Raw genomic sequence first — 25,576 nt, forward strand, 5'->3', positions numbered from 1 at the left:
CCGATCTTCTCTTGCGTCGGGCGGGGGTGTTGGGCAAAGCAGGTCATGCCGGGGCCAGAAGCCAAAACTCTTGTGGGAATCTGTCGTTCATCATGCTGTTTTCTTCCATAGGCCGTTTCATTACTTTCTGTGCCCGTCATGCGTGGGCGGTTGTTGCGCTGTTTATCCTGCTGTCTGGGGCTGGAGTGTACGCAGGCATGACCAGCCTGGGTGTCACCACCGACACCAGCAAAATGCTCTCCCCCCGCCTGGCCTGGAAACAGCGGTCAGATGAAATGGGGCGGCTGTTCCCGCAGAAGGAAAACCTGCTGGTTGCCGTGGTGGAGGCTGATCTGCCTGAAGAAGGGGCGGACACAGCGCGGGAACTCACGCGTATCCTCGCTGCTGACCACAAGAATTTCGAGTTTGCCCGCCAGCCCGATGCCAATCCCTATCTGGTTCGCAATGGCTTTATGTTTCTGGACGTGCCGCCGCTGACCAAGGTGCTGGATGATACAATCACCGCACAGCCTTTTCTGGCATCGCTGGCGCAGGACCCCTCGGCCCGTGGTCTGTTTGGGGCCTTGTCGCTGATTGCACAGGGGGTCGAGCAGGGGCAGGCGAACCTGACCGCTTTTCAGGCTCCGCTGGAAGGGTTTGTCAAAACGCTGGAACAGGCGGCCGACGGCCACGCCGAATATATGTCGTGGGAGCGCCTGCTGGGTGGCCAGTTGACCGACCTTGCCGGGCGTTACCAGTTTGTCGTGACCAAGCCTAACCTTGATTACGGCTCCTTTCAGCCCGGCGGGGCCGCAGCCGATGCCATGCGCAAGGCCATTGGCACGCTGGAGTTTGTGAAGAGCAAGCACGCCAAGGTGTATCTGACAGGCCAGGTCCAGTTGGATGATGAGGAGTTTGCAACGGTTGCCGAAGGTATGGTGGCCGGGCTTCTGGGCTCTCTGGCGCTGGTGACCCTGTGGCTGACGCTTGCTGTCCGAAGCTGGCGTGTGGTGCTGCCCATTGTGATTACACTGGTTGCGGGCCTGTTGCTGACAACCGGGTTTGCGGCGCTGGCTGTTGGTACGCTCAACCTGATCTCCGTTGCATTTGCCATTCTGTTCGTCGGCATTGCGGTGGATTTTGCCATTCAGTTTTCAGTCCGTTTCAGGGCGCAGGAACTGTCCGCTCCTACCCAGGCCGCTATTTTTGAGGCCCTGCGCCGCACGGGTGAGGAAACAGGCCACCAGATTCTGGTGGCGGCTCTGGCAACATCGGCGGGCTTTCTGGCCTTTACCCCGACAGCCTTCCTTGGTGTGGCCCAGCTTGGTCTTATTGCCGGTGTCGGCATGATCGTGGCGTTTATCTGCACCACCAGCCTGCTGCCCGCTTTGCTGCGCATCTGCCATCCGCCGCTGAACTGCCCCAGCATGGGTTATGCGTTCATGCGGCCAGTGGATGAGCGCATACGCAGCCATCGTAAATGGTTTTTGCTGTTCTTTGGTGCTGTGGCGCTGTGCGGGCTTGTGCTGACACCCTCGCTCCAGTTCGATGGCGACCCGCTGCATACCAAAAACCCCAATTCCGAGGGGATGCGCGCGCTTAAGCTGCTGATCGAAAACCCGCAGACGTCCCCCTACAGTGCAGAATTGCTGACCCCCTCTCTGGCTGATGCGCAGAAGCAGGCCGAGCGCCTGTCCGGTTTGCCCGATGTGCATGATGTCATGTGGCTGGGGTCGTTTGTGCCAGTGCAGCAGACGGAAAAACTGGCCCTGATCCACGATGCGGCCTCCATGCTGCTGCCCACGCTGATCGTGCCTGCCCCCAAGCCCGCCCCGGATGCCGCGCAGTTGCGGGCGGCCGCAGGGGACACCGCAACCGCTCTGGGTAGCGTGCTGGACAAGCTGCCTGCGCAGGACCCTCTGCGGCGTATTCAGGCGGCTCTGGCACGGCTGGCGCAGGCGCCGGATGCCACGATCATGGCGGCCAATACAGCCCTTGTGCGCTTCCTGCCGATGGAGTTGGACCAGTTGCGCCTGATGCTTCAGGCCGGGCCGGTGACGATCAAGGACATTCCGCACGACATTGCGGACGACTATCTGCTGCCCGATGGCCGTGCGCTGGTGGAAGTCCACCCCAAGGGGATGATGAACAGTTCCGGCGCGCTGCACCGATTTGTAGCCTCGCTCCAGCAGATTGACCCTGACATGGCCGGGTCGGCGGTGGATATTGTTGAGAGTGCCCGCTCCATTGTCATGGCGTTTGAACAGGCGGCTGGCGCTGCGGTGATCATGATTGCCATTATCCTGTTCCTGGCCCTGCGCCGCCTGCTGGATATGGCCCTTGTGCTTGCGCCGTTGCTGCTGTCCGCGCTCATGACGGTTATTCTCATCGTCGTGCTGCCCGAGACACTGAACTTTGCCAACATTATTGCCCTGCCGCTGCTGTTGGGGGTTGGTGTTTCCTTCAACATCTACTTTGTCATGAACTGGCGCGATGGCGTGCGTTACCCTCTGGCCTCGCCTACTGCCCGCGCGGTGTTGTTCTCGGCGCTGACAACGGGCACAGCTTTTGGCTCTCTCGCCCTGTCACACCATCCGGGCACGGCCAGCATGGGGCGGCTGCTTCTGCTGTCGCTGGCGTGCACGTTGATAGGGACACTGGTGTTCGTACCTGCCTTGCTGCCCTCCAGCCCGAACAGCAAGAAGTAAGGCGGGCTACTGCCCAGTTCCGTCGCTGCACTATTGAGGGCGGAGTGCATAAGCCAAAAGGGAGGATTGTTCCGTCCTCTCTTTCCGGGCTGTCAAAGAGCATAAAGAAACCCCCGTCTGTTAACACACGGGGGTTTCTTTATGCGGTTATGATACCGGTCTGGCGCAGGTGTCTTGCAATACGCGTTCTTTCTGCCCGGCGGCTGGCTGACTGTCCCGGATAGTGCGGCTGCGGAAGTTGGTTGTTTGGCTTCCGCAGGGCTGTGTGTCAGTCTTTTGCCCATTCGGGGTGGTGGGGTAGTTCAATATCCCGGCCCTTGAGCATCATGTCCCAATAGACCCGTGGGAACACGGTTGTTTTCAGGTACCATGCAAAACGGCTGGGTTTGCGCTGGTCGTAGGGGAAGCTGGGGGCGGGTTTGCCGCCGTACAGGAACTCCGCGAGCACAATCTTGCCATAGCTGACAGTCAGCGGGCATGCACCATAGCCGTCATAGGTGCCGGGCAGGGGCCTGCCGTCGAGTGATGCCAGAATATTGGCGGCCACAAGCGGGGTCTGGGCACGGGCAGCGGCCATGGTCTTGGCGTTGCTGGTGTTCAGCACATCGCCCGCACCAAAAATGCGCGTATAGGTTTTGTGTTGCAGGGTGCCGGGGTCAACGTCCAGCCAGCCTGCGGAATCGGCCAGTGGGCTGTTTTTGATAAAGTCGGGCGCACTCTGCGGCGGTGTGACATGCAGCATGTCAAAGCTCTTGACCACGCGGGACACGGTGCCATCAGCATCTGTCACTGAGAAAGTGGCTTTGCGTTCCGGCCCGTTGACGGCCACCAGCGTGTGCTTGTAGCGTACGTCGATCCCATAATAATCCACTGCTTTTTGCAGCGAAGGGCGGAAGTAGGCCACCCCGAACAGGGCATCCCCCGACAGGCAGAATTCAACACTGGTGCGGTTGAGTGTGCCTTGCTTGCGCCAGTAGTCCGACGCCAGATAGGCGATTTTCTGCGGAGCGCCAGCGCATTTGATCGGCATGGGGGGCTGTGTGAACAGGGCCGTGCCCCCAGCAAGGGACTGGATGCAGGTCCACGTATATTCCACCGTATCGCGGGAATAGTTGCTGCATACGCCATTGCGGCCAAGGGTTTCTTCCAGCCCTTCGATCTTGCTCCAGTCCAGTTGCAGACCGGGGCAGACAAGCAGCCTGCCGTAGGCGATAACCCGCCCGTCATCGAGTGTCAGCGTATGGTCATCGGGCTGGAAAGTGGTGACAGCAGCCCGCAGCCATGTGCACCCGGCGGGAATAACGCCACCTTCCTGATCGAGTGTAGAGCGCAGCGACATGACCCCGGCCCCTACAAGGGTCCAGCCCGGCTGGTAGGCATGGGTGGTGGAGGGGTCGATAATGGCAATGTCCAGCCCTGGGCGTTCACGCTTCAGGCGGGCGGCAATGGCGATGCCAGCCGTGCCACCACCAACAACCACAATGGTAAAGCGCAGGTCTGGCGGGGTGGCGGTCTGGGTTTGGGTCATGGGGTGTCTCCCTGTCCTGTCACACTCAAACCGCCACTATCACCAAAAGAAACAATTAAATAAAGTGTTTAATTGTTTCAGGGTATGCGTGCCGGGCAGGTCAGTCCTTGACCCAGACTTCAACCGGGCCGCTCAGCTTCATGGTCAGCGGGTTGCCGTTGCGGTCCACAGTCTTGCCAATGGCAACACGGACCCAGCCTTCGCTGATGCAGTATTCCTCGACATTGGTTTTTTCCACGCCTTTAAAGCGTACGCCAATACCACGGGTCAGCAGCTCTTCATTGTAATACTGGCTGTCGGGGTTAACGCTCAGGCGGTCAGGCAGGGTGTCGGACACGGGGTTTTCCTTCCGTAATGGGTCAGATTCGGTTTGTGTCTTAAAAGTTTTCGGGCCGAAAGACCATGTATGGGCTGTGCTTTCAGCCTGCTGCCTGTTTTCGGGTCGGGCTAAAGCGTGCGCGCAGGCGTACCATGCGGGCCGCGATCCTGTGCATGATCAGGTAGACAGCGGGGGTGGAATACAATGTCAGCAACTGGCTGCTGGCCAACCCGCCCAGAATGGCCACACCGAGCGGTAGCCGCAGTTCCGCCCCGTACCCATGGCCAAAGATCATCGGTATGGCCCCAAAGGCTGCGGCTAGCGTTGTCATCAGAATCGGTCGGAAGCGTGTCAGGCAGGCTTCGCGGATCGCATCGATCGGGGCTGCATGGGTTGTGCGTTCCAGGGTCAGGGCAAAGTCGATCATCAGGATGGCGTTCTTCTTCACGATCCCGATCAGCATGATCACGGCAATCATGGCAATGAGTGAGAAGGCCTGCCCACACAGCCACAGTGTCAGCACAGCCCCCAGAGCGGCGGAGGGCAGGGTGGAGAGAATGGTTAAGGGCTGTATGTAACTTTCGTACAGAATACCTAGCGTGACATACATGGTGACAATGGCGGCAATCAGCACAAGCAGCTCATTCACCATCTGCTTGTGCAGATCACCGATCTCGCCGGAATATCCACCCCGCAGGCTCTGGGGGGCGTGCAGGTCGCGCATGAGCGCGCGGATTTCAGCCTCGGCCTCATCAGGGGAGTGGCCGGGAGCCAGGTCGAAGGAGATCGCGCCGGAAATAAACCCATCTTCATGGCTGATCTGGAGCGGGGAGGGCTGGTTTTCCAGCGTGGCAACGGCGGTCAGGGGCACCATGGTCTCGCGCGAGGAAGAGACGGCCGACCCGTTGGACGCTCCATTGCCGCCCGCCAGCTTGTTGGCCACGGCATTGCGGAAGGACTGCTTGCTTAAATCCGTTGCATCGGAGGTTGTGCTGGTATCAGGGTTTTTGACGCGGATGGTGTTGGAGGCCACAGCCCCCGACGCCGTGCCCCCGGAGGTGGAAACCCAGAGCGTGCGCAGCAGTTCCGGGTTGTCGCGGAACTGCTTTTCCACTTCCATAATCACATAAAAAGTCGTGAAGGGCGTGGAGATGCTTGAGGCTATCCGTTGGCCATACGCATCATATAGGGCGTTGCCCACAAGCTGGGGGGTTACCAGGTAGCGGGCTGCGGTGTCCCGGTCGAGGCGGATGTGCAGGGCGCTGCCATTCCCGCTGAGGTGGCTGGTTACCCCGGTCAGAACATGGCTTTTACGCAGGGCTTCGGTCAGGCGGGGCACCCAGGTGGTAATGTCGGTATCGCGGTCGCTGCGAAAGACAAAGCTGTAGGCGCCTTCATGCTGCCGCTGCCCACCACCGTTAATATCTCCCGAGTTGGAAATACTGACACTCAGGCCGGGAATGTCATCCACCTGCTTGCGAATACGCATGGCAATGGCCTCGGGCGTGCTCGCCCGGCTGCCCTTGTCGGTCAACTGCGCGAAGACGGATGCCTCATTCCCCGCATCCTCGCCTGTAAAACCCATGACATCGCGTACATCAGGGTCAGCCATGATGGTGTGGATCACGCGGGAGGTTTTGTCCGCCATGGCGGTGAAGGAAACATTCTGGTCAGCACTCAGGTAACCCTGGAGCAGGGCAATATCCTCGGCAGGCATGATTGTCTTGGGCATGACAACAACCACGCCGATGGTGGCCACAATGCTCAGGGGCAGTGACAGCACCATCAGCCACGGGCGGCGCAAGGTCCATTCCAGCGACCGGCTGTATCCACGGGTAATGACCCTGACAGCCCAGTCTGTACCATCCGCCAGAGCGTGTGCCAGCCGCACAAAGGGGTTGCGGCTGTTGCCATGGGGGGCAACCTGCCCCTGAGGGTGCACAACCAGCAGGTGGGCGCACATCATGGGGGTGAGCGAAACGGCGAGGAAAAACGACATCGAGACCGCAATGGTCAAGGTCATGGCGAATTCAAAAAAGACTTTTCCGGCCACACCCCCCATGAGCAGCATGGGCAAAAAGACCGCAATCAGCGATATGGTAATGGACAGGATTGTAAAGCCGATCTCACGCGCGCCAAGCAGTGTGGCGGCTGTGCGCTCCATTCCGGCTTCCATGTGGCGGGCAATGTTTTCCACCACCACAATGGCGTCATCCACCACAAAGCCGGTAGCAATGGTCAACGCCATCAGCGACAGCGTATCGAGCGAAAAACCCAGCAGGTGCATGGCCGCCAGAGACCCGGCCAGCGAGACCGGGACAGTCACGGCAGGAATAAAGGTGGAACGCCAGCCCCGCAGAAAGGCCAGTACGACCAGCACAACCAGCACGACGGAAATCAGCAGGGTTTCCTGCGTGTCGGCCAGGGCGTCGCGGATAGAAACGGAGCGGTCAGAGACGAGTGAGAAACTGACATCCCCCGGCAGGGCGGCCCGGAGCATGCTCGAGCGGGAGCGGATGGCGTCGGTTACCTCAATCACGTTGCTACCGGGCTGGGCGCGGATAATGGCCAGGATTGCGGGCTTGCCATTCAACCAGGCGGCTTTGCGCTCGTCCTGGGGGCCACTATGTACATGCGCCACACTGTCCAGCCGCACCGGGCGACCATTGCGGTAAGCGATGACAAGGGACTGATACTGCTCCGCCGTATGGGCCTGGTCGTTGGTCTGCAACATCAGGCGGCGGCCATCTGTGTCAATCACGCCTTTTGGGGTGTTGGCGTTGGCTGATGCCAGAGCCGAGCGCACGTCTTCAAAGCCGATACCGTAGTGGAACAGCAGCTGGGGGTTCATATCCACCCGGATGGCGGGTTTATCTGCCCCCACAATATCCACCCACCCGACCCCTCGCACGCCGGACAACATGGGTTTCAGGCGTGTCTCGGCCAGTTCACGCAAGGCAGAAGCTGAGCGCTGGGGGGATGTCATGGCCGCGACCATGATCGGGCTGTCTGACGGGTTGGCCTTGTAATATTGCGGTGGGGTCAGCAGCGTGGTGGGCATGTCGGCCCTGGCCGCCCGCAGTGCGGCCTCCACATCCCGCGCGGCCCCGTTGATGTCCCGGTCATTGTCAAAAAACAGCAGGATAAAGGCGTTGGACTCCATGGTGTCCGACCGCATGCTGCTCAGGCCCGAGATCTGCCCCAGCCTGCGCTCCAGCGGGGTGGTGACAGCACTGGCAAACTGCTGGGGGGAACTGCCGGGCTGGGAGGCGATGATGTAGATGACCGGCACAGAAATATTGGGCAGGTCCGCCACTGGCATGGCCCGGTAGGAAAACAGCCCAGCCACCACAAAGGCCAGAGCCATCAGGGTGGTGCCCACCGGGCGCATGATAAACAGCCGACTGACCGACACGCAGCCTTATTCCTTAGTTCTGCTGGCCAGTGGTGCGCCTGCCTGTCGGGGTGCTCCACGTTGCGCCATGCGATTGCGCCCCAGACCAGGTGCCGGGGCGGGTGCGTGCAAGAACGCTCTTTGTAACGATGATCTGGTTATTTGCAAATACGTCGCAAGTATGGGGCGGAGCCTGTGGTCAGCCCTCCATTACGGTTGTGCGCCGGTGTTGACCAGTATCTTGCCCGGCCCGTCGCGCTCCGTGGCCAGGGTGCCTGTTGGCCTGTCAACAAGAATACTGCCTTTGCCCAGCACATGCAGGGCTGTAATGGCACTTTCACCATGGAATACCGCATCGCGCGTGCTGGCTGATGTGATTTCAAGCGCCTGCACATGGCCCGTCTGCATGACAAAGCTGGAACTGCCGCCCAGATAAAGGGCCAGGGCTTTGGCATCTGCTTTCTCAATGGTCACGTCTGCCGACCCGGTGGAATGGATGCGGGCTGATGTGTCCAGCAACGGTATGGTAATGGCCCCAGCGCCCTCAGACAGCACATCCAGCTCTTCCGCACGACCAAGGCGAGCCGGGCCGTTGCCGACACGGACTGCGGCGGGGCCGGTGCGGTCATCAAGCGTCATGCTGGCATTGCCCGCGTTGCGAATACTCAGGGCCATGGCGGATGGGGTGGTTATGTCCAGTGTTTCCGGCTTGGCGGGGCATGTCGGGCGGGTCAGATGGATGGTGCCATCAGCACTGGTGGTAGCCTGTACGCCCGCAGGCCACGGACCAGTGGTTTCAATCCGGTCTTTCAGGCCGTGCCCAACCCCGATATGCAACCGGTCGAGGCATACAATATCAACGTCAAGCTGCCGTCCCTGCTGTGTGGCGGCCCGAACATGGGCGGGCAGGCCAAGGGACAGGCCAAGCAGGAACAGGGGCAGGGTAGTGCGGAGGGGTGCATAGGGCATGGGGCGATCTTGCCAGTGTGGGCTGGTGGCGTCCAGCATCGGGGCTGGCGTCAACGGTGGTTGCCCATGCCGCCACGCCCCCCCATGAAGGCATCGTGCAGGCGGTCAAAAATATCAGCCAGCGTGTCATGCGCCCGTTTGCCCTTGCTGCCTACAACGGTCACGGTCGTTGTCATGCCTGCTACCAACTGGGTGCCGGGGGGAATACTGTCGATCTGCACCCGAACGGGAATACGCTGCGCCAGCCGGACCCAGGTATAGACCGGGTCGACCGATGGCAGCCCTTGGGTTGATGGTGTTGCGTTGGCGGTGGCTATCCCGCGGGTAATGCTGACAACATGGCCCCACATGGGGGCGTTGTAGCCCATTAGGTCCAGCCTGACCCTGTCACCCACATGGATGGCGTGGATTTTGGTTTCCTCAAAATACCCATCCACCCAGTAGGAGGAGGCATTGATAACGCGCACATTGGGGGTGCCCGCCGTAGCAAAGTCGCCCGGTGCCATGATCAGGTTGGTGACATAGCCTGTCACGGTGCTGTGGACATGGGTACGGTCCAGGTTGATGCGGGCTTGCGACAGCACGGCCATGGCCTCGGCATACTGGGCGCGGGCGACTTCGGCTGTGGCCTGATAGAGCTGTTTTTCTTCTTGGGAGGCCGCAATTTCTGTCAGCCGGTTGCGGCGGGTTTCCTGCGTTGTCTTCAGGGTCATATCCGCTTCACGCTCGTTGACCCTGGCGGTAGCGGTGGCGACGGCAACCTGGAAGTCAAAGGGGTCGATGTCATACAGCACATCCCCCGCATGGACGAACTGGTTGTCCTTGACCTTGACGGCAATAATCTGGCCCGACACGCGGGGCGCAATGTCGGCCACCTGGACGCGCACCTGCCCGTTACGGGTCCAGGGGGCGGCGGTGTAATAGTCCCACAGGACAAGAAAGACCACACCAGCAATGCCCAGGATTGTGGCGGTGGTAACAAACTGCAGGAAACGGCGCGCGCGTTCAAACACGGGTGCGGGTCCTTTTTAGAACAGGAGAGTGTAAAAGCCGATAAGGCAGACAAGCATGCCAAATTCGGCCAAGGGCAGGTTCCAGATCACGCGGCGGGCGCGTACTTTGGCCAAAAGCGGGTTCAGGGCCAGCAGCGTGACAATGGCCAGCCCCGCATGGATGACAAAGGACGAAACAAGCAGTCCATCAATGTCCAGTACAGCGCGCATGGGCGTGTCAGGCCTTCTTGCCAGAGGGAAGGGCGGGGGGCAGCAGGCCGTAAAGCTGGATGGCTGAGCGGTTATGCTCCAGCAGGTGAATGGCTCCGACCATGGCGGACACAGCCGCAAGGGCAGTGGCCATCTGCCCGTGTGGCAGAGTGATGGTGCGGTCAAGCAGGATACGGGCCTGCTGCTTCATCTGCCGCAGGGCCTGGTCCACATCGTGGATGAGGGTCGCCTGCAAGGCCGAGAGTGCGGTTTCATGAATGGCCGGGATCGTGGCAGCACGGTCCAGGTGGCGGCGGGCGCGGGCTAGTTCCAGGTTAAGGGTGTCCAGACTGGCCATGCGTGAAAAAACACGGTGGCGGGCCAGCGTTGCGGGCAGGTAGCGGTTCCATTCCAGAATACGGTTCAGTCTGTCGTAATGGCGGCTGATCAGGGCTGAACCAGCCTGCTCGCCCTGACCTGCAAAGCGGCGTGTCAGGTCACGCGCGACGGCAATACCCACCCGAAAGCGCCTGCGAGACGCCGAGGGCGGCAAAAGCAGCACAAGGGAGATGAAAATGATGATAGCCGCAAACAGGTACATGACATTGCGGTCAATAAAATCCAGCGGCTGGTAATTCTGCTGGTTGGCAACGCCGAGTATGACAAAAAAGAACACGCCGCCATTAAACCCGATAGGGGCCGTCCTGGGGTTGAGCAGCAGCAGGCAACTGCCAAAGATGACGGGAATAATGGCAAGGGCCAGAAACGGCATGTCCGCCCCTTTGGGCAGGACTTCAAAGTTCAGCACGGCCGCCACGATAATGGCCAGCGGGGTGCCCAGTAGCGCCCCCATGCCAAAGCCCCGGACATTATAGGTGGTTGCGGCCAGCGTGAGGATAATGGCCACCTGCGCCAGAGCGGAATAGGTGGCCGGAATGTCGGAGATAATGCACAACGCCGCCGCTACGGAAAACCCAACCAGCGTACGCAGCCCGTTCAGCAGCGCGGCCACAACGTCCTGATGCTGGTTGATCTTGAGTTCGGGGGCCTGGGTTCTGGCGCGGCGGCCGTTCTCAAAGGCGTCAATACCATCACGGGCCCAGCGTGCGTCGGACAGCAGCGCCATGGAGCGTTCAATCAGCCAGGCTTCTTCCAGGGTCGGGGTGGTGGTTTCGTCGTCAGCATGGGCGTCACGCGCCAGCGCTTCCAACTCCCGCACGGCTTGCGCGGGGGAGGCAACGGGTGCGCCGTCGCCAAAGGCTGAACGGATATGCTGTAAAATACGGTCCGAGATTCCGCCGTTCTGCAAGGCAATGGCAATGGCGCGGCTGCATGTCAGCATTTCCAGCAGGGCCACCATGGCAGAGCGCGCTCCGGCCAGCCGCAGGCGGGCATCGGGCAGTTCTGTCTGTGCAAAGGAAATCTGCGATGTCAGGGCAATGATTTCCCCCGCCAGCCCTGCACAGGCTTCATCATTGGGTATGGCGTGGCCCGCCATGGCGTCGCGCGTAATACGTCGGACCATGTCGGCAGTGCGGCGGAGGTTGGCGGCCAGTTTTTCAAATGCGGTGGGGGAGCCAAAAATATCGTTCACCGCTGCCGTGGCGGCAATACCCACCAGAATGTCGGAAACACGGGCCACAGTGGTGTCGTACACTGCGCCGGGGTTGTCGATGCAACTGATCCCGACAATAGCGACCGTATAGCCCGACAGCATGGCACCATAGGCGCGGAAGTCGCGCTCCAGCGTGCCAACAATGGTGCATAATGTCAGCCACAGCGCCACACCACCCAGAAAAATGCCGCGCTCCTGATTGAAGCACGCAGTCAGGCAGATCGCGACAAAAGCCCCGACCAGTGTCCCCGCAAGCCGGTAGAGTGCTTTGGACAGAACCTGCCCGCGCAGGGGCTGGGCCAGAATCATCACCGTGACGGCCGCCGCCCCCGGCGAGGGCAGTTGCAGCCAGAAGGCAGTGCTGAGTGCCAGCACGACAGACAGCCACGTGCGCAGGCAGAACAGAAACCACCCAACAGGAAAGACAGCACGCGGGGGTGTGACAAACCACCCCCGCCATGCCCCCCTGCCAGGGGCAGCCGGGGTGTTTGCACTCATGCTGTGTGTTCTTTCATGGTCCAGGACTGAAAGGAGCCGGGGTGGGAATGTCCAGCGGCATCTGAATCTTAAAATAAAATATAATGTTTGGTGGCAGGGATGAACAGCACCAAACTGCCAGCCACCCTTTTCTGTCGGTTCAGGGCCCGGTCTTCAGGCTGGACAGTCGGGCGGGGGCTTGTACTCTGGGCACAGTTTTCCAGCCCATGACTGCATGGGCGAGAGAAGGAGCAAGACAATGTCGAATGATGTCAAACTGCTGCTGCTGGCAGGGGACTATGTCGAGGACTATGAAATCATGGTCCCCTATCAGGCGCTGACCATGCTGGGCTACCGGGTGGATGTTGTCTGTCCCGGCAAAAAAGTGGGCGAGACCGTGCTGACGGCGATCCATGATTTTGAAGGCGCTCAGACCTACAGCGAAAAGCCGGGCCACCTGTTCAAGCTCAATGCCACGTTCGACGCGATTGATACGGATGATTATCTGGGCCTGATCGTGCCCGGTGGACGTGCGCCGGAGTATCTGCGGCTAAACCCCCGTGTGATCGAAATCGTGCAGGCTTTTGCCGACAGGCCCATGGCGGCCATCTGCCACGGTGCCCAGTTGCTGGCGGCGGCCCAGGTGATCAAGGGGCGGCGCGTGTCAGCCTATCCGGCCTGCAAGCCGGAAGTGGAACTGGCAGGCGGCACGTATGTTGAAGTAGAAGTGACAGACGCCGTTACAGATGGCGAACTGGTGACAGCCCCGGCCTGGCCCGCACACCCGACCTGGCTGGCGCAGTTTCTCAAGGTTCTGGGCGCCACCATCACGATCTGATGGCGGCACTCCTGCGCGTTCTTCCCGCCTGAGCGGGAAGGGCGTGTCAGAAACTGCTGGCGGCTGGCCGGTTGAGCATGGCCATTAGTTCCCGCCGGGTGTCGGAATTGGTGCGGAACACACCCAGCATGCTGCTTGTGACCATGGACACACCGGGTTTGTGAACTCCGCGCGTGGTCATGCATTCGTGCGCCGATTCGATAATGACGGCCACACCCTGCGGGTCCAGTTCATCATTAATGGTATTGGCGATCTGGGCTGTCAGCCGTTCCTGAATTTGCAGGCGGCGGGCATAGGCATCTACCACGCGCGCCAGCTTGGAAATGCCAACAACGCGCTGGCGCGGCAGGTAGGCGACATGGGCGCGGCCAATAATGGGGGCCAGGTGGTGCTCGCAATGGCTTTCAAAGCGGATATCGCGCAGCAGCACGATTTCGTCATAGCCATCCACTTCGGAAAAGGTCCGGCGCAGCAGGTTGGCCGGGTCAATCTCGTAGCCTGCAAAAAAATCGGTATAGGCACGGGCCACGCGGGAGGGGGTGTCCAAAAGCCCTTCACGCGTGGGGTCATCCCCCGCCCAGCGCAGGAGTGTGCGGACAGCCTCTTCAGCTTCTGTCTGGGTCGGGCGGTTTGTTGGCGCGGTGCTCATGCCATTCTCCTGCTGGGCAAAGGACTAGTGAAGCTGGTGGATCTGGAAAGGGCAATCAAGGCTGAAGGCAGGGATTTCAGCATCAAAGCGCGTACCGTCTGACACGACCTGCATCAGGTAAGCCCCGCGCATGAAGCCCCCAGGCGTGGTCAGCGATGTGCCCGATGTGTAGTCGAATTCAGCACCCGGCTGGATGACAGGCTGCTGGCCGATCACGCCCGCACCCTGCACGCACTCGTTATGGCCCGTTGAGTCGATGATGTGCCATGTCCGCTCCAGCAGCCGCACGGCTTTGGCCCCCATGTTGCGGATACGAACCCGATAGGCCCAGCTATAGGACGATTCATCTGGCTCCGACTGATCGGGCAGCCAGAAAACCTGAACCTGGACGCGGATATCGCCTGTCCTGGCTTCATAGACCGGAAGGGCGGAAAACAGCTCATCAAGCGCTGTCTGCGGGTCTTGCACAAGGGAAGGTACTGCCCAGTCGGCCATGGACTGTTCTGCTCCATACAAAACGGGGGCGGCCGTCTATCCCCCATGTGCCGGGCAAGCCTGGCGGAAGGTGAGGCGGGCAGTATCATGAACTGTCCGCCGGTGCAAAGCCGCATCTGGGCCACCCTGCGGTCTGGCAGGGTGGCGTGTTTGCGTTCAGGCTGAGGGGAGGGCGGCGATACCACGGGCCAGATCGTCGATCAGGTCTTGGCTGTCTTCCAGCCCGACGGAGAAACGGATGGCCCCATCGGTAATGCCCAGGGCTGCCCGTTCGGCGGCATCAATCTTGGAATGGGTGGTGGTGGCCGGGTGTGTCACCAGCGACCGCGCATCGCCCAGATTGTTGGAAATGGCGATAAGTTGCAGCGCATTCATGAAGGCAAATGCCCCTTCTTGACCGCCGCGCACCTCAAAGGCCACAAGGCTGCCACCGCCTGTCATCTGGCGGGCTGCCAGCGCATGCTGGGGATGATCTGCCCGGCCGGGGTAACGGACGGACAGCACACCGGGGGCTGCCGCCAGATAATCGGCCACAGCAGCGGCGTTGTGGGTCATGGCGTCAACCCGCAGGGAGAGCGTTTCCAGCCCCTTGAGCATGACCCAGGCGTTGAAGGGGGAAAGCGCATTGCCCGTGTTGCGGGTAAAGGGTTGCAGCGTGTTGCTGATCCACTCAGCAGACCCCAGAACTGCCCCGCCCAGCACACGGCCCTGACCGTCAATGTGCTTGGTGCAGGAATACACGACAACATCCGCCCCCAGTTCCAGCGGCTTCTGATAAATGGGGGAGGCAAAGACGTTGTCCACTACCACAATGGCCCCGGCCTTGTGGGCGAGAGCCGAGATGGCGGCAATGTCCAGAATGTCCAGCATGGGGTTGGACGGGCTTTCCAGCAGGACAGCGGCTGTCGGCCGGGACAGGGCGCGCTCCCACTGGGGCAGGTCCGTGCCGTCGACAAATTCGATCTCTACGCCGTAGCGGGGCAGCAGGTTGGCAACAATCCAGTAGCAGGACCCAAACAGCGCGCGCGATGCAACAACCCGCTCACCAGCCTTGACGTGGGACAGCAGGGCAGACGACACAGCCCCCATGCCGGTGGAGGTTGCAATACAGGCCTCGGCCCCTTCCAGGTCAGCCAGTCGGCGTTCCAGGGCTGCAACCGTCGGGTTGCCAAAGCGGCTGTACTGGTAATGAGTGATTTCGTTGCGGAAGGTCGCGGCCGCCTGCTCGGCATTGTCGTAAACAAAGCCGGAGGTCAGGAACAGGGCTTCGCTTGTTTCCCCATATTCGGTGCGCTCAAGCCCGGCATGAAGTTGGCGGGTGGCGGGGCGCCATGTGCTGGAAGGGGAGGTTTTGCTGCTGGTCATTACTCGGTATCCGGTTCTTTCCTGTCTGGCCCTGCGTGCGCGCAGGCAGTGGGGCCAGCCTTTCAAATTGACCGTGGAAACCATGACGGCGGCCATGCGTCCGTCAGGGCCTCTTTAGCGCGTTTCTTTTTCCTCGCCGCAAGCCAGCCGGACAAATCACGAGGGAAGCCCACAGGCTTCACCTTTTTGGTTAGGCGCAGACGGCGGGCCTCGTCAAGCGGGCAGTCGCATTGCGCCATGATCGTGACTGCAACCCAGCCTTTCCAGCAGCTCTGAGGTGTGGCGGGGGTGGTTGTTACAGCAGAGCCTGGAGCAGCGGTATAAAAGGCAGGTCGGCCTCGGGCATGGCGTAGTCACGCAGGGCTGAGGCCTCAACCCATGCCAGTTTCTGGCCTTCCCGCGGGGTGGGGGTACCCTGCCAGCGGCGGCACAGGTACAGGGGCATCAGCAGGTCAAACGTCGGGTAGGCATGCGATGCAAAGGTAAATGGTGCCAGACAGGCGCGCGACAGATCCAGCCCCAGCTCCTCATGCAGTTCGCGGACAAGGGCGGCCTCGGGCGTTTCCCCCGCTTCCACCTTGCCACCGGGAAACTCCCATAGGCCGGCCATACTTTTACCTTCGGGCCTGCGGGCCAGCAGGATACGGTTCTGGGCGTCTATCAGGGCGCCTGCGGCAACAAGCACAAGGCGGCGGGGGCCAGGTGCGGGGTCGGAAACGGGTGTGTCCATGTCTGTCCGGGTGGCTTCAAAAGTGGCAACGGGGAGTTCTGTCCCACGGGCGGCAAATGTCTGACTGTCGGTGCCAGTCTGGCGAAAGCCCGCGTGTTCCAGCACCTTGATCGAGGCAATATTGTCCTGCGCCGCACTGGCGCGCAGGCAGGTAATGTCAAGATGGGCCAGCGCCCAGCGCGTCACCCGCGCTGCGGCCAGCCGTGCGGCACCCCGGCCCCAGTGCGGGCGGCCCACCCAGTAGCCAAGCTGCCCGACCCGGCCACCACCAGGTACGGCTTCTATCCGCAGGCCCACGCAGCCTATAAAGCTGCCATCGGTGTTGGTGATGGCAAAATGGTAGCCGTCGCCCCGGGCATGCATGGCCTGTGTGGCGGCAATCCACTCATCCGCCAGTTCCCTGGGGTAGGGAAAGGGCGGGCGGCTGAGCATGCGCACTACCTCCCAGTCGTTGACAAGGTGGTGCAGGGTGGTGGCGTCAGTCGGGTGCAGGGGGCGCAGACGGTAGGGTGGCGCCTCCAGCATCAGGGGCAGGCTGTCAGGCATCGGGTTGGGCTGGTGGCAGGCCACATTCTACTAGAAGGTCCCTCAGGGCGTTGATAACGGGAAAGACTTCAACATTGTGGTCTCCCCCCAGTTCCCTCCAGGCTTTCTGCTCCAGTTCCACAATTTCACGGTCTTCAGCAAAAATGCGGTTTGTAAAGGCAACCAGGAACGGCCAGGCTAGGTCCAGCACAAAAGGCACGCCCGGGCGTTTGACAGACAGCAGGCCGAAGGTGCGGTTTGTCAGTTCATCAGCACTTTGCGGAACATAGACAATCCACAGGTCCATGACCGGATCGTCGTCTCCCTTCTGGATACGCAGGGTCTGGTACGGGTATTCCGTGCGGATGGTCATGACATCGCGGTGCTGGAATTTTTCCGAAGCATCGCGCCGTTCGCCAAAAATCAGGGCTTCGCCAATAGGCTGCTTGCCGCCTGTGCGGGCAAAGCTGTAACGGGCTTCGACCAGACCTGCCTCACGCTTCTGGCCCAGAAAGCGGGGTTTCATCTGCCCCATCTGTTTGGAGTGCATGAACTGGTGGTTCATATCCATCAGGTTTTCATGCATGAAGCTGTAATGGCAGCCCACAGTGCGCCCGAAGTAGCGGGTCTTGTAGCCGGGGTTGGCTGTCTGGGCCAGTGCTGGGGGCAGGGGCGTTGTTTCTGCCTTGTCCGGGTCACCGGGGAAGATAAAGATCATGCCGCTCTGCTCACGGCAGGGGAAGGTGCGTACGCCGTTGGGCAGTTTGCCCTTGCCCAGATAAGGCACGTCAATGCAGCGCCCGGAACGCCCATAGGCCCAGCCGTGATAGCAGCACTTGACCGCACTGCCATTAACGACCCCCTTGCTCAGTGGCACCTGCCGGTGGGCGCAGCGGTCTTCCAGCGCAAACACCGACCCGCCGTCTTCTGGCCGTACAAGGGCTATGGGTGTTCCGGCATAGCGGGTGCCAATGGTTTTGCCCGCCTTGAGTTCCCGCGACCAGGCGACAGGGTACCAGTAGTCGGGGTTGGACCGCACGGTGCGCAGGTCCGTTCCAGCCCGGGGGCGTCCTTGAGGCTCGTTTCCGGTGGGGTCAGTCTGGGCGGTCTGGTTCATGGTTCCTCGGGGCGGGTGGTCCGGGCAGCGGCGTATGCTGGCGTTCGGCCTATCTTCAACGCATCATGGGTGGGGGCGCAACCCGGCTGGGGGTGAAACCTCCATATTAGTGCGCTGTTAGCCGTGCGCTCAGGTCTTCAATAAACTGAAAGGCCACCCGGCCAGAACGGCTGCCGCGGGTAATGGCCCACTCATTCGCTCTCGCCATAAGCTCGGCGTCCTCTATCGGCAGGGCGCGGTCATGGGCGTAGGACTGCACCATCTGGGCAAAAATATCCTGCTCGCACGCATAAAAGCCAAGCCACAGGCCGAAACGGTCGGACAGGGAGACCTTTTCCTCCGTTGCCTCGGAGGGGTTGATGGCGGTGGCGCGCTCGTTTTCTATCATTTCACGCGGCATCAGGTGGCGGCGGTTGGATGTGGCATAGACAATCACATTGTCCGGCCGCCCGGCAATGCCGCCATCCAGCACGGATTTGAGCGCCTTGTAGTCGCGGTCTTCCTTTTCAAACGACAGATCATCACAGAACAGGATAAAGCGGCGGGTGCTTGAGCGCAGCAGTTCCAGCAGGGTGGGCAGGGTTGCCAGGTCCTCGCGCTGGATTTCGACCAGTGCCACCCGGCCCTGACCGGTGCGGCAGGGTTGGCCATCCACCACATTGGCAAGCGCATGTGCCCCTTTGACCAGCGAGGATTTGCCCATGCCACGGGCCCCCCACAGCATGGCGTTGTTGGCGGGCAGGCCGTGGGCAAAGTTGCGCGTGTTGTCCAGCAGGATCCGTTTTTGCAGGTCCACCCCCTGGAGCAGGTCCACAGGTACATGGGCCACGTGTGCGACCGGTGCCAGCCGCCCCAGAGCCGGTTGCCATACAAAAGCATCGGCTGTGTCTATGCCTGTCAGCGTGGGAGCAGGGGGGGAAAGCCGCTCCAGAGCTGAGGCAATACGTTCAAGGGCAGGAAGCCAGGAGGTGTCCATTGGGGTCTGTGTCCTTGCGGGCAGGGGTGGCGGTGCATGTTTCCTCAGCGGAGGAGCTTGACGCGAGGCAATTGAAAATTATGGTCATTCCCTCATCTTGTGCAACCAGCCTTTCCTGAAAGTCGATCGTAGATGTCCAACATGCTTATTTCCGCCGCCTATGCCCAGTCAGCCGGGGCTGGCGGTGGAAGCGGTTCCACGCTGATGTCGTTTCTGCCGTTTGTGGCGGTTTTCGCCATCATGTATTTCCTGCTGATCCGCCCGCAGCAGCAGCGGCAGAAGCAGCTTAAGTCCGAGCTTAAGACCCTGCGCCGTGGGGACCGTATTGTGACCGCTGGTGGCGTGGTTGGCATTGTGCAGCGCAACAAGGAAGATGCCCCGGAAGTGGAGGTGGAAATTGCCCCCAATGTGCGCATCACCGTCCTGCGTGACACCATTTCCACCGTGTTGACCAGCTCTGCCAAGCCTGCGAACGACGCAGCCGCCACGAAATAAGTTTCTGGCGGTTCGGACAGACCTCAGAAAAATGAAATGGGGTCTATGTCCACATCAATCCGTGTGCCGCGGGCAGGGGTAACCATGCCCAGCCAGCGGCGCAGAATGGGCTGGACGGCAATACTGCGCCGCGTGCGGAGCAACAGCCGCCGCCTGTGCCGCCCACGTAGCAGTGCCAGCGGCGCAGGGGCCGGGCCAAGCACTTCTATTCCGTCCCCATAAGGGGCGTTGTGCCCAAGCTGGGCAGCGGTTGCGTCTGCCTCGGCCATGGTGTCGGCGCTGACAATCAGGGCCGCCAACCGCCCATAAGGGGGCCAGAAGCCCGGTTCACGCTGGGCGGCTTCCTGCTCCATGAAGGTATTGAAATCACCCGATAGCAGAGCCTGCATGACCGGGTGCTCAGGGGTGTAGCTTTGCAGCAGCACCCGCCCCGGTGCGCTGGCCCGCCCGGCCCGGCCTGCAACCTGATGCAGCAACTGGATTGTGCGCTCACCAGCCCGCAGGTCTGCCCCACCCAGCCCCAGATCGGCATCGACGACCCCAACCAGGGTCAGGTGCGGAAAGTGCCAGCCTTTGGCGACCATCTGTGTCCCGATGATCAGGTCCACCTCCTGCCGGCTGATGCTGTTTACTGCCTCGGCTGTTGCTGCTGCCCCCCCGGTCATGTCGCTGGACATGACAAGGACTCTGGCCTCGGGGAACAGGTCGTGCGCTTCCTCGGTAATGCGCTCTATGCCCGGGCCTATGGCGGTCAGGGACTGCTCGGCCGAGCAGGCGGGGCAGGACTCGGGCAGTGGTTCAACATGGTCGCAATGGTGGCAGGCCAGAATCCTGCGGGCACGGTGTTCCACCAGCCAGGCTGTGCAGCGTGGGCATTCCATGCGGTGGCCACAGGCGCGGCAGAGGGTGAGCGGCGCATACCCCCGGCGGTTGAGGAACAGCATGGCCTGCTCCCCCCGTTCCAGTGTCTGGTTGATGGCGTCCACCATGAGCGTGGACAAAAAGCGCCCGCGTGGGGGTGGGGCTTCGCGCATGTCCAGCACAGTGGTTTCAGGCATGCTGGCCCCACCGTGCCGGGTGGGGAGCATAAGGTGATGGTACCGGCCCGTATGTGCATTGGCCAATGTTTCAAGGCTTGGGGTGGCAGAGGCCAGCACAACCGGAAAACCCGCAAGACGCCCCCGTACAACCGCCATGTCCCGCGCGTTGTAGGTAACGCCTTCTTCCTGCTTGAACACGCCTTCGTGCTCTTCATCCACAATAATCAGACCAAGTTTGTGGAAGGGCAGAAACAGGGCAGACCGTGCCCCGGCAATCACAGGGGCCGAGCCATCGGCAGCACCGGCCCATGTCAGGCGGCGGGTTTTCTGCCCGGCTTCGGAGTGCCAGATGGCGGGGCGCACACCAAAGCGCCGGGCAAACCGTTCGACCCACTGGGCGGACAGGGCAATTTCGGGCAGCAGCACAAGGGCCTGCCGTCCTTCGGTCAGGCAGGTCGCAATGGCCTCCTGATAGATTTCCGTCTTGCCTGAGCCTGTGACTCCTTCCAGCAGCGTGACGGAAAAACGGTTGTCACGCACGCTCTGGCGCAGGGCTTCGGCAGCGTGCTGTTGCGCGCCTTCCAGCACAGGGGGGCAATAGGCGGGGTCCGGGCGGCCAAAAGGGTTGGCCGGGCCAAGGCGGACAGCGTGGAGGGCTCCGGCATCGACCAGTCCCCGGACAACACCGGGGCTTGTGCCTGCCGCCTGTGCCAGTTCGGTGGTGGCTCGGGGCACACCATCGGCCAGCAAGGCTAGTATTTTCTGCCGGGCAGGGGTTGCGCGCAGGCCCGCAGGCAAGGGTGTGGTGGCCAGCCAGCCCATTGTCGGGGTGGGTTGGCCCTGCATATGCGGGCGCAATGTCATTGCCAGCACCATGCCGGGTGGGGACAGGGTATAGGCCGCGACCCAGTCGATAAAACGTCGGAGTTCGGCGGGCAGTGGAGCCACATCCAGCTTGCTCAGGACAGGCCGCAGGCGGTTTGCGGCAATCGGGCTCTGGGTGGACGGTGTGGCCAGGTCGGGGGGTAAGTGGGGTGTTGTGTCCCAGACCACCCCGGTTGCCTGCCGCTTGCCCAGAGGGACGGTAACAATATCGCCCGCATGCAGGACGAGGCCAGGGGGTAGTTTGTAATCAAACGGGCCGGGAAAAGGCATGGGCAGCAAGACGGCCACCCGCTCCGGCACTTCTGGCGTGGGCGGTGTGTCCAATACGCGGGAAGGGGAGGGTGTAGCCATGTCTGCCTGTTTAGGCGCGTGGCATGATAAAGAACAAGAGGAACGGCCAGCTAAAGGCGGGACAGGAGGAGGCGAGCATGACGGCGGATGAGGCGTTGGTGGCGTTTTTGGAGTGGCTGGCGGTGGAAAAACGCTCCTCCCCCCTCACTGTGGAGGCGTATCGGGGCGACCTGTCGCGTTTTTTCGGCTTCATGACCACGCATCTTGATGGTTTGCCGGATATGGCGGGGCTGGGACGCATCAGCCTGCGAGACCTGCGTGCCTGGCTTGCCTACGAGCAGGAACAGGCCCAGAGCAGCCGCGCCGTGCGGGAAGGGCGTACCACACCGGACCAGGCCGCCCGTACAAGGGCGCGCAGGGTGTCGGCTGTGCGGTCTTTTTTTCGGTATCTGACCCGCCAGCAGGGGGTGGAAAACCCGGCTGTGCAGCTTCTGGGTTCCCCCCGGGTTAAAAAGACCCTGCCCCGACCCTTGGGGCGGCAGGACGCTCTGTCCGCCCCGGCAGGCATTGCCGAACTGGCCCAGACCCCCATGGAGCAAAGCCGCAACACAGCACTGTTTCTGCTGCTGTATGGGTGTGGGCTGCGTATTTCCGAAGGGCTGAACCTGAACGTGGGCGACCTGCGGGATATGGATAGCAGCGGTGTGCTGCGTATCCGCGGTAAAGGGGGCAAGGAGCGGCTGGTGCCTGTGTTGCCTGTCGTGCGGGCTGGGCTGGAGGCCTGGCGGGCCCGCCACCCCATGCCAGAGGCGGCATCTCCCCTGTTTGTGGGGGTGCGCGGTGGGCGGCTGCAACCTGCCGTGGCGCAGAAAGCAATGCGGGAGTGGCGTGAACTCTCAGGCCTGCCCGCCCATGTGACCCCCCATGCCCTGCGACATTCCTTTGCCACACACCTGATGGAAGGCGGGGCGGACCTGCGTGTGATTCAGGAACTGCTGGGCCATGCCAGCCTGTCCACCACCCAGCGCTATACTCTGGCGGACGAGGCCCATCTGCTGGATGTCTGGACGCGGGCGCATCCGCGTGCACAATTGGCCTCTACTGCCAGTAAGGAAAAGACACAGGGATGATCGAGACCTACCGCACACCATGGCCCGCCATAGAACCCTACGCTCAGGGCTATATGGACACAGGGGACGGACACCAGATTTATTGGGAGGAGTGCGGTAACCCCAAGGGTATTCCCGTTGTCTTTTTACACGGTGGGCCAGGGGGTGGCTGCTCGCCCGCGTCGCGTCGGCTGTTTGACCCGGCCCGGTACCGGATTGTCCTGTTTGACCAGCGGGGCTGCGGCCGCTCGCGCCCCCACGCAGACCTGAACGCCAATACCACGTGGCATCTGGTTGCGGATATTGAACGCCTGCGTGAGCAGTGCGGGGTGGAGCAGTGGGCTGTCTTTGGTGGGTCGTGGGGCTCTACTCTGGCACTAGCCTATGCCCAGACCCACCCGGAGCGGGTCAGCGCGTTGATGCTGCGCGGCATCTTTACCCTGCGTCGGGCGGAACTGCTGTGGTATTATCAGGAAGGTGCCTCATGGCTGTTTCCCGATAAATGGGAAGACTTCCTCAGCCCCATCCCTGAGGTGGAGCGTGATGACCTGATGGCAGCCTATCGGCGGCGGCTGGTGGGGCAGGACCGTGCCGAGCAACTCCGGGCTGCCCGCGCCTGGAGCCTGTGGGAAGGCCGCACCCTGACCCTTGTGCCGTCCCCCGAGCTTGAAACCCAGCATGATGAAGCTGAATACGCTCTGGCATTCGCCCGGATCGAGAACCACTATTTTGTCCATGCAGGCTGGCTGGAGGAAGGGCAGCTTATCCGCAATGTTGACCGTATTCGGCATATTCCAACCGTGATCGTGCAGGGGCGTTACGATATGGCAACGCCAGTGCGCACGGCCTGGGACCTGCACAAAGCGTGGCCGGAGGCTGATTTCAGGCTGATTGATGTTGCAGGGCATGCCTTGTTTGAACCGGGTATTCTCAACGCTCTGCTGGACGCTACCGATCGCTTTGCAAGGGAACTGGGGTAATGTCCCGGCAGCAGGGGTGGGGGAGTTATCGGGTACCCGCCCGCTGGGGCTTGGTGGCAGTTCTGTCCTGTGTGGCGGCCTTGCCTCTGGTTGTGCCCGCACAGGCGCAGGAGAGCGGCTGCTACACTCAGGTCGCCCGGGTCGCCCTGCATGATGACAGCGGGTTTTTGAATATCCCCGCGTCCATCAATGGCCATATCACGCGGATGATTGTTGATACCGGATCAGAGGGCAGCCTGTTATCACCCGAAGCCGCAGCCCTGTTTGAGACACAGCGCGACAAGGCCGTGCGGACAGTAGTGCAAGGCACGGGTGGGGTGGGGCATATTGTGCCCAATGCCATTGTCACCTCCTTCCGGGTTGGCAAAGCCCAGCTTGGCCCGGTGTCCGTCCCGGTCTCGGCCTTGCCTGCGACGCCCCGGACAGAACCCGCAGTGGAGGGGCTGATCGGGGGCGATATGCTTTCGGGCTATGATGTGGAGTTTAATGTCGCGCAGGGCTGGCTGGCGTTGTGGCGGGCTGATGCCCCCGATTGTACTGGCCCTGTGGGTTGGCGGTATATCTACCGTGCTGTGCCTTTGATGGTGACAGACCACCACCGCGCCCTTGCCCGGCTGGAACTGGATGGCCACCCGCTCTGGGCGCTGGTTGATAGCGGAGCACGCTCACGCATTGTGTCGGAGACAGCCGCGATACGGGTGGGCGTGCCGGAAAGCACGTTGCAGACCGATCCCGGAGGGTTGACCCAGGGGGTGGATGGCCACAGCCAGCAGTATCACTGGCATCGTTTTCACCGTCTGCAAATCGGCCAGGAGCGGGAGGAGGCCCCGGTGCTGACCGTCATGCCCCTGAAGGATACAGCCGACATGCTGCTGGGGGCAGACTGGTTTGCCACCCATAGGGTCTGGATATCCTACCGGACCCACACACTCTATGTCATGCCGTCACAGCGGGGCGGGGGGCAGGGCGGCCTATAACACCGCCGCCCTGCGTTTGAATGGCGGTTCAGCCTTTCAGGTGTTTGTTGCACTCGCTGTAGTAACCGCCCCCGTTCTGGATCCATTTCATGTTGCCATTGGCGTTTTGCGCCTTGTTGGCCTTGTACTGGTCCAGGCAGGTTTGCATGCGGGCTTTGCCGGGGCTCAGCTTGGAATATTGTGCTGCCACGGCGGAGGGGAAAACCGCCCCGGAGGTTGAAGCCGTTGCTGCGGCGGGTGCGGCCTTTTCAGCTTTTTCGGCCTTCTCGGTTTTTTCAGGCTTGTCGGTTTTGGCGGGCTCAGCCTGTGCACTGGCTTTGTCTGCCGGGGCGGCAGGGGCCGGGGTGCTCGCGGCGGCAGGGCTGTCACAGGTGGCAGCCTTGAACGCGCCATAGCTTTGTTTGCCCAGCGTGCCGTCAGCTTTGGCTGCGGTAAACTTCTGATGGCATTCCTTGGCGGTAAGGGCATGCGCGCCGGAGGGGAGGAGGGCTGCGCTGCCAATCAGCAGGGAAGCCAGCCCGAGACGTACGGATATCTTCATGACAGTGCCTTGGAAGAAGGATGGGTCCAATCAGGCCATCGGGCAGGGGGGCTCCCTGTTTCGGCCATGGTGTGGACTATGGCAAAGAGAACGGACAATCCAAAGCGTTAAAATTGTTGCTAAAATAAGGCTGGCGAGGTTGGCCTTGGCGTCATGCTGTCGGGCCTGTGGGTGCCGGATTGGAAAAAATAAAACCGATGTGGCAAGGAAGCCGCACCCGCAGCCTGCAACAGCCCATGCTGCACGAAAAACCAGCCTGCACCCCAGTGATCTGGAGGGCCCGGCAATGTGCCATCAAGGGGATGGAAGCGGGGGATGGGACAGGGCCTGAAAAGTGGCAGTTATGAAGGCTTGCCGCTTTGTTTCGGTTAA

The 25,576-nt window shown here is 61.5% G+C and carries 21 protein-coding genes and 1 riboswitch; of the genes, 6 read left to right on the top strand and 15 right to left on the bottom strand.

Translation table 11 applies throughout. The annotated features are described in order from the left end of the window. Positions 1-92 precede the first annotated feature (92 nt). On the top strand, positions 93-2,687 hold the full coding sequence (locus FLP30_RS09355) for an MMPL family transporter (protein ID WP_149279590.1): 2,595 nt from the start codon (positions 93-95) through the stop codon (positions 2,685-2,687). Positions 2,688-2,955: 268 nt separating this feature from the next. Here the strand turns inward: FLP30_RS09355 and FLP30_RS09360 are convergent, their stop codons facing one another. The 7 genes from FLP30_RS09360 to FLP30_RS09390 form a co-directional block, all read right to left on the bottom strand. After that, entirely contained in the window at positions 2,956-4,215 is a 1,260-nt protein-coding gene (locus tag FLP30_RS09360) for an NAD(P)/FAD-dependent oxidoreductase (RefSeq protein ID WP_149279591.1), read from the bottom strand. A gap of 100 nt (positions 4,216-4,315) precedes the next feature. Beyond that, on the bottom strand, positions 4,316-4,552 hold the full coding sequence (locus FLP30_RS09365; RefSeq protein WP_149279592.1) for a DUF3297 family protein: 237 nt from the start codon (positions 4,550-4,552) through the stop codon (positions 4,316-4,318). A gap of 82 nt (positions 4,553-4,634) precedes the next feature. Continuing rightward, positions 4,635-7,949: an efflux RND transporter permease subunit gene (locus tag FLP30_RS09370; protein WP_149279593.1), complete on the bottom strand. Its 3,315-nt coding sequence runs from the start codon at positions 7,947-7,949 to the stop codon at positions 4,635-4,637. A 189-nt stretch (positions 7,950-8,138) separates the two neighbouring features. Continuing rightward, a complete protein-coding gene (locus FLP30_RS09375; RefSeq protein WP_149279594.1) occupies positions 8,139-8,897 on the bottom strand; it encodes a hypothetical protein in 759 nt (252 codons plus the stop codon). Positions 8,898-8,947: 50 nt separating this feature from the next. Continuing rightward, the gene (locus tag FLP30_RS09380) at positions 8,948-9,910 is read right to left on the bottom strand and encodes an efflux RND transporter periplasmic adaptor subunit (protein WP_149279595.1); all 963 of its coding nucleotides are present in this window, start codon (positions 9,908-9,910) and stop codon (positions 8,948-8,950) included. 15 nt (positions 9,911-9,925) lie between these two features. Next, on the bottom strand, positions 9,926-10,120 hold the full coding sequence (locus FLP30_RS09385) for a DUF1656 domain-containing protein (protein ID WP_149279596.1): 195 nt from the start codon (positions 10,118-10,120) through the stop codon (positions 9,926-9,928). Positions 10,121-10,127: 7 nt separating this feature from the next. Further along, on the bottom strand, positions 10,128-12,212 hold the full coding sequence (locus tag FLP30_RS09390) for an FUSC family protein (RefSeq protein ID WP_149279597.1): 2,085 nt from the start codon (positions 12,210-12,212) through the stop codon (positions 10,128-10,130). Between the two features lie 238 nt (positions 12,213-12,450). On the opposite strand from FLP30_RS09390, the gene FLP30_RS09395 reads away from it, so the two are divergent. Further along, on the top strand, positions 12,451-13,029 hold the full coding sequence (locus FLP30_RS09395) for a DJ-1/PfpI family protein (protein ID WP_149279598.1): 579 nt from the start codon (positions 12,451-12,453) through the stop codon (positions 13,027-13,029). A gap of 46 nt (positions 13,030-13,075) precedes the next feature. On the opposite strand, the gene folE is transcribed toward FLP30_RS09395, so the two are convergent. From folE to FLP30_RS09425, 6 genes are all read right to left on the bottom strand, one after another. After that, on the bottom strand, positions 13,076-13,678 hold the full coding sequence (gene folE / locus FLP30_RS09400; RefSeq protein WP_149279599.1) for a GTP cyclohydrolase I FolE: 603 nt from the start codon (positions 13,676-13,678) through the stop codon (positions 13,076-13,078). 24 nt (positions 13,679-13,702) lie between these two features. Beyond that, a complete protein-coding gene (gene apaG / locus FLP30_RS09405) occupies positions 13,703-14,173 on the bottom strand; it encodes a Co2+/Mg2+ efflux protein ApaG (protein WP_149279600.1) in 471 nt (156 codons plus the stop codon). A 156-nt stretch (positions 14,174-14,329) separates the two neighbouring features. Continuing rightward, positions 14,330-15,538 carry an O-succinylhomoserine sulfhydrylase gene (gene metZ, locus FLP30_RS09410; RefSeq protein WP_149279601.1) on the bottom strand — a complete coding sequence of 403 codons (1,209 nt, stop codon included), beginning with the start codon at positions 15,536-15,538 and terminating at the stop codon, positions 14,330-14,332. A gap of 93 nt (positions 15,539-15,631) precedes the next feature. Then, positions 15,632-15,711: riboswitch (SAM riboswitch) on the bottom strand. Between the two features lie 122 nt (positions 15,712-15,833). Beyond that, positions 15,834-16,814 carry an 8-oxo-dGTP diphosphatase MutT gene (mutT, locus tag FLP30_RS14355; protein ID WP_149279602.1) on the bottom strand — a complete coding sequence of 327 codons (981 nt, stop codon included), beginning with the start codon at positions 16,812-16,814 and terminating at the stop codon, positions 15,834-15,836. Further along, a complete protein-coding gene (locus tag FLP30_RS09420; protein WP_149279603.1) occupies positions 16,807-17,910 on the bottom strand; it encodes an aromatic ring-hydroxylating oxygenase subunit alpha in 1,104 nt (367 codons plus the stop codon). Before FLP30_RS09420 ends, mutT begins: the two co-directional genes overlap by 8 nt. 106 nt (positions 17,911-18,016) lie before the next feature. Next, the gene (locus tag FLP30_RS09425) at positions 18,017-18,886 is read right to left on the bottom strand and encodes an ATP-binding protein (protein ID WP_149279604.1); all 870 of its coding nucleotides are present in this window, start codon (positions 18,884-18,886) and stop codon (positions 18,017-18,019) included. A gap of 132 nt (positions 18,887-19,018) precedes the next feature. Between FLP30_RS09425 and yajC the strand changes: the two genes are divergently transcribed. Then, a complete protein-coding gene (gene yajC, locus FLP30_RS09430; RefSeq protein ID WP_149279605.1) occupies positions 19,019-19,381 on the top strand; it encodes a preprotein translocase subunit YajC in 363 nt (120 codons plus the stop codon). Positions 19,382-19,404: 23 nt separating this feature from the next. Here yajC and FLP30_RS09435 read toward each other — a convergent pair whose 3' ends face one another. After that, the gene (locus tag FLP30_RS09435) at positions 19,405-21,657 is read right to left on the bottom strand and encodes a primosomal protein N' (RefSeq protein WP_149279606.1); all 2,253 of its coding nucleotides are present in this window, start codon (positions 21,655-21,657) and stop codon (positions 19,405-19,407) included. A 77-nt stretch (positions 21,658-21,734) separates the two neighbouring features. Here FLP30_RS09435 and FLP30_RS09440 point away from each other — a divergent pair, with 77 nt between their 5' ends. Genes FLP30_RS09440 through FLP30_RS09450 form a run of 3 tightly spaced genes read left to right on the top strand, consistent with a single transcriptional unit; the run spans position 21,735 to position 24,663 of the window. After that, positions 21,735-22,727 (top strand): tyrosine recombinase XerC, encoded by a 993-nt coding sequence (locus FLP30_RS09440; protein ID WP_149279607.1) that lies wholly within the window; start codon positions 21,735-21,737, stop codon positions 22,725-22,727. After that, positions 22,724-23,686 carry a prolyl aminopeptidase gene (gene pip / locus FLP30_RS09445; protein ID WP_149279608.1) on the top strand — a complete coding sequence of 321 codons (963 nt, stop codon included), beginning with the start codon at positions 22,724-22,726 and terminating at the stop codon, positions 23,684-23,686. Before FLP30_RS09440 ends, pip begins: the two co-directional genes overlap by 4 nt. Further along, positions 23,686-24,663 (top strand): retroviral-like aspartic protease family protein, encoded by a 978-nt coding sequence (locus FLP30_RS09450; RefSeq protein WP_149279609.1) that lies wholly within the window; start codon positions 23,686-23,688, stop codon positions 24,661-24,663. The genes pip and FLP30_RS09450 overlap by 1 nt, the downstream gene beginning before the upstream one ends. A gap of 28 nt (positions 24,664-24,691) precedes the next feature. Here FLP30_RS09450 and FLP30_RS09455 read toward each other — a convergent pair whose 3' ends face one another. Next, entirely contained in the window at positions 24,692-25,204 is a 513-nt protein-coding gene (locus FLP30_RS09455) for a hypothetical protein (RefSeq protein WP_149279610.1), read from the bottom strand. Between the last annotated feature and the right edge of the window lie 372 nt (positions 25,205-25,576).

Origin of the sequence: Acetobacter vaccinii, from assembly GCF_008365315.1 — a bacterium.
Lineage (GTDB): Bacteria > Pseudomonadota > Alphaproteobacteria > Acetobacterales > Acetobacteraceae > Acetobacter > Acetobacter vaccinii.

Coding starts and splice junctions, on each gene's coding strand:
- FLP30_RS09355 (WP_149279590.1), top strand. CDS start 93: ATGCTGTTTTCTTCCATAGGCCGTTTCATTACTTTCTGTGCCCGTCAT.
- FLP30_RS09360 (WP_149279591.1), bottom strand. CDS start 4,215: ATGACCCAAACCCAGACCGCCACCCCGCCAGACCTGCGCTTTACCATT.
- FLP30_RS09375 (WP_149279594.1), bottom strand. CDS start 8,897: ATGCCCTATGCACCCCTCCGCACTACCCTGCCCCTGTTCCTGCTTGGC.
- FLP30_RS09385 (WP_149279596.1), bottom strand. CDS start 10,120: ATGCGCGCTGTACTGGACATTGATGGACTGCTTGTTTCGTCCTTTGTC.
- FLP30_RS09390 (WP_149279597.1), bottom strand. CDS start 12,212: ATGAGTGCAAACACCCCGGCTGCCCCTGGCAGGGGGGCATGGCGGGGG.
- FLP30_RS09395 (WP_149279598.1), top strand. CDS start 12,451: ATGTCGAATGATGTCAAACTGCTGCTGCTGGCAGGGGACTATGTCGAG.
- folE (WP_149279599.1), bottom strand. CDS start 13,678: ATGAGCACCGCGCCAACAAACCGCCCGACCCAGACAGAAGCTGAAGAG.
- apaG (WP_149279600.1), bottom strand. CDS start 14,173: ATGGCCGACTGGGCAGTACCTTCCCTTGTGCAAGACCCGCAGACAGCG.
- metZ (WP_149279601.1), bottom strand. CDS start 15,538: ATGACCAGCAGCAAAACCTCCCCTTCCAGCACATGGCGCCCCGCCACC.
- mutT (WP_149279602.1), bottom strand. CDS start 16,814: ATGCCTGACAGCCTGCCCCTGATGCTGGAGGCGCCACCCTACCGTCTG.
- FLP30_RS09420 (WP_149279603.1), bottom strand. CDS start 17,910: ATGAACCAGACCGCCCAGACTGACCCCACCGGAAACGAGCCTCAAGGA.
- FLP30_RS09425 (WP_149279604.1), bottom strand. CDS start 18,886: ATGGACACCTCCTGGCTTCCTGCCCTTGAACGTATTGCCTCAGCTCTG.
- yajC (WP_149279605.1), top strand. CDS start 19,019: ATGTCCAACATGCTTATTTCCGCCGCCTATGCCCAGTCAGCCGGGGCT.
- FLP30_RS09435 (WP_149279606.1), bottom strand. CDS start 21,657: ATGGCTACACCCTCCCCTTCCCGCGTATTGGACACACCGCCCACGCCA.
- FLP30_RS09440 (WP_149279607.1), top strand. CDS start 21,735: ATGACGGCGGATGAGGCGTTGGTGGCGTTTTTGGAGTGGCTGGCGGTG.
- pip (WP_149279608.1), top strand. CDS start 22,724: ATGATCGAGACCTACCGCACACCATGGCCCGCCATAGAACCCTACGCT.
- FLP30_RS09450 (WP_149279609.1), top strand. CDS start 23,686: ATGTCCCGGCAGCAGGGGTGGGGGAGTTATCGGGTACCCGCCCGCTGG.
- FLP30_RS09455 (WP_149279610.1), bottom strand. CDS start 25,204: ATGAAGATATCCGTACGTCTCGGGCTGGCTTCCCTGCTGATTGGCAGC.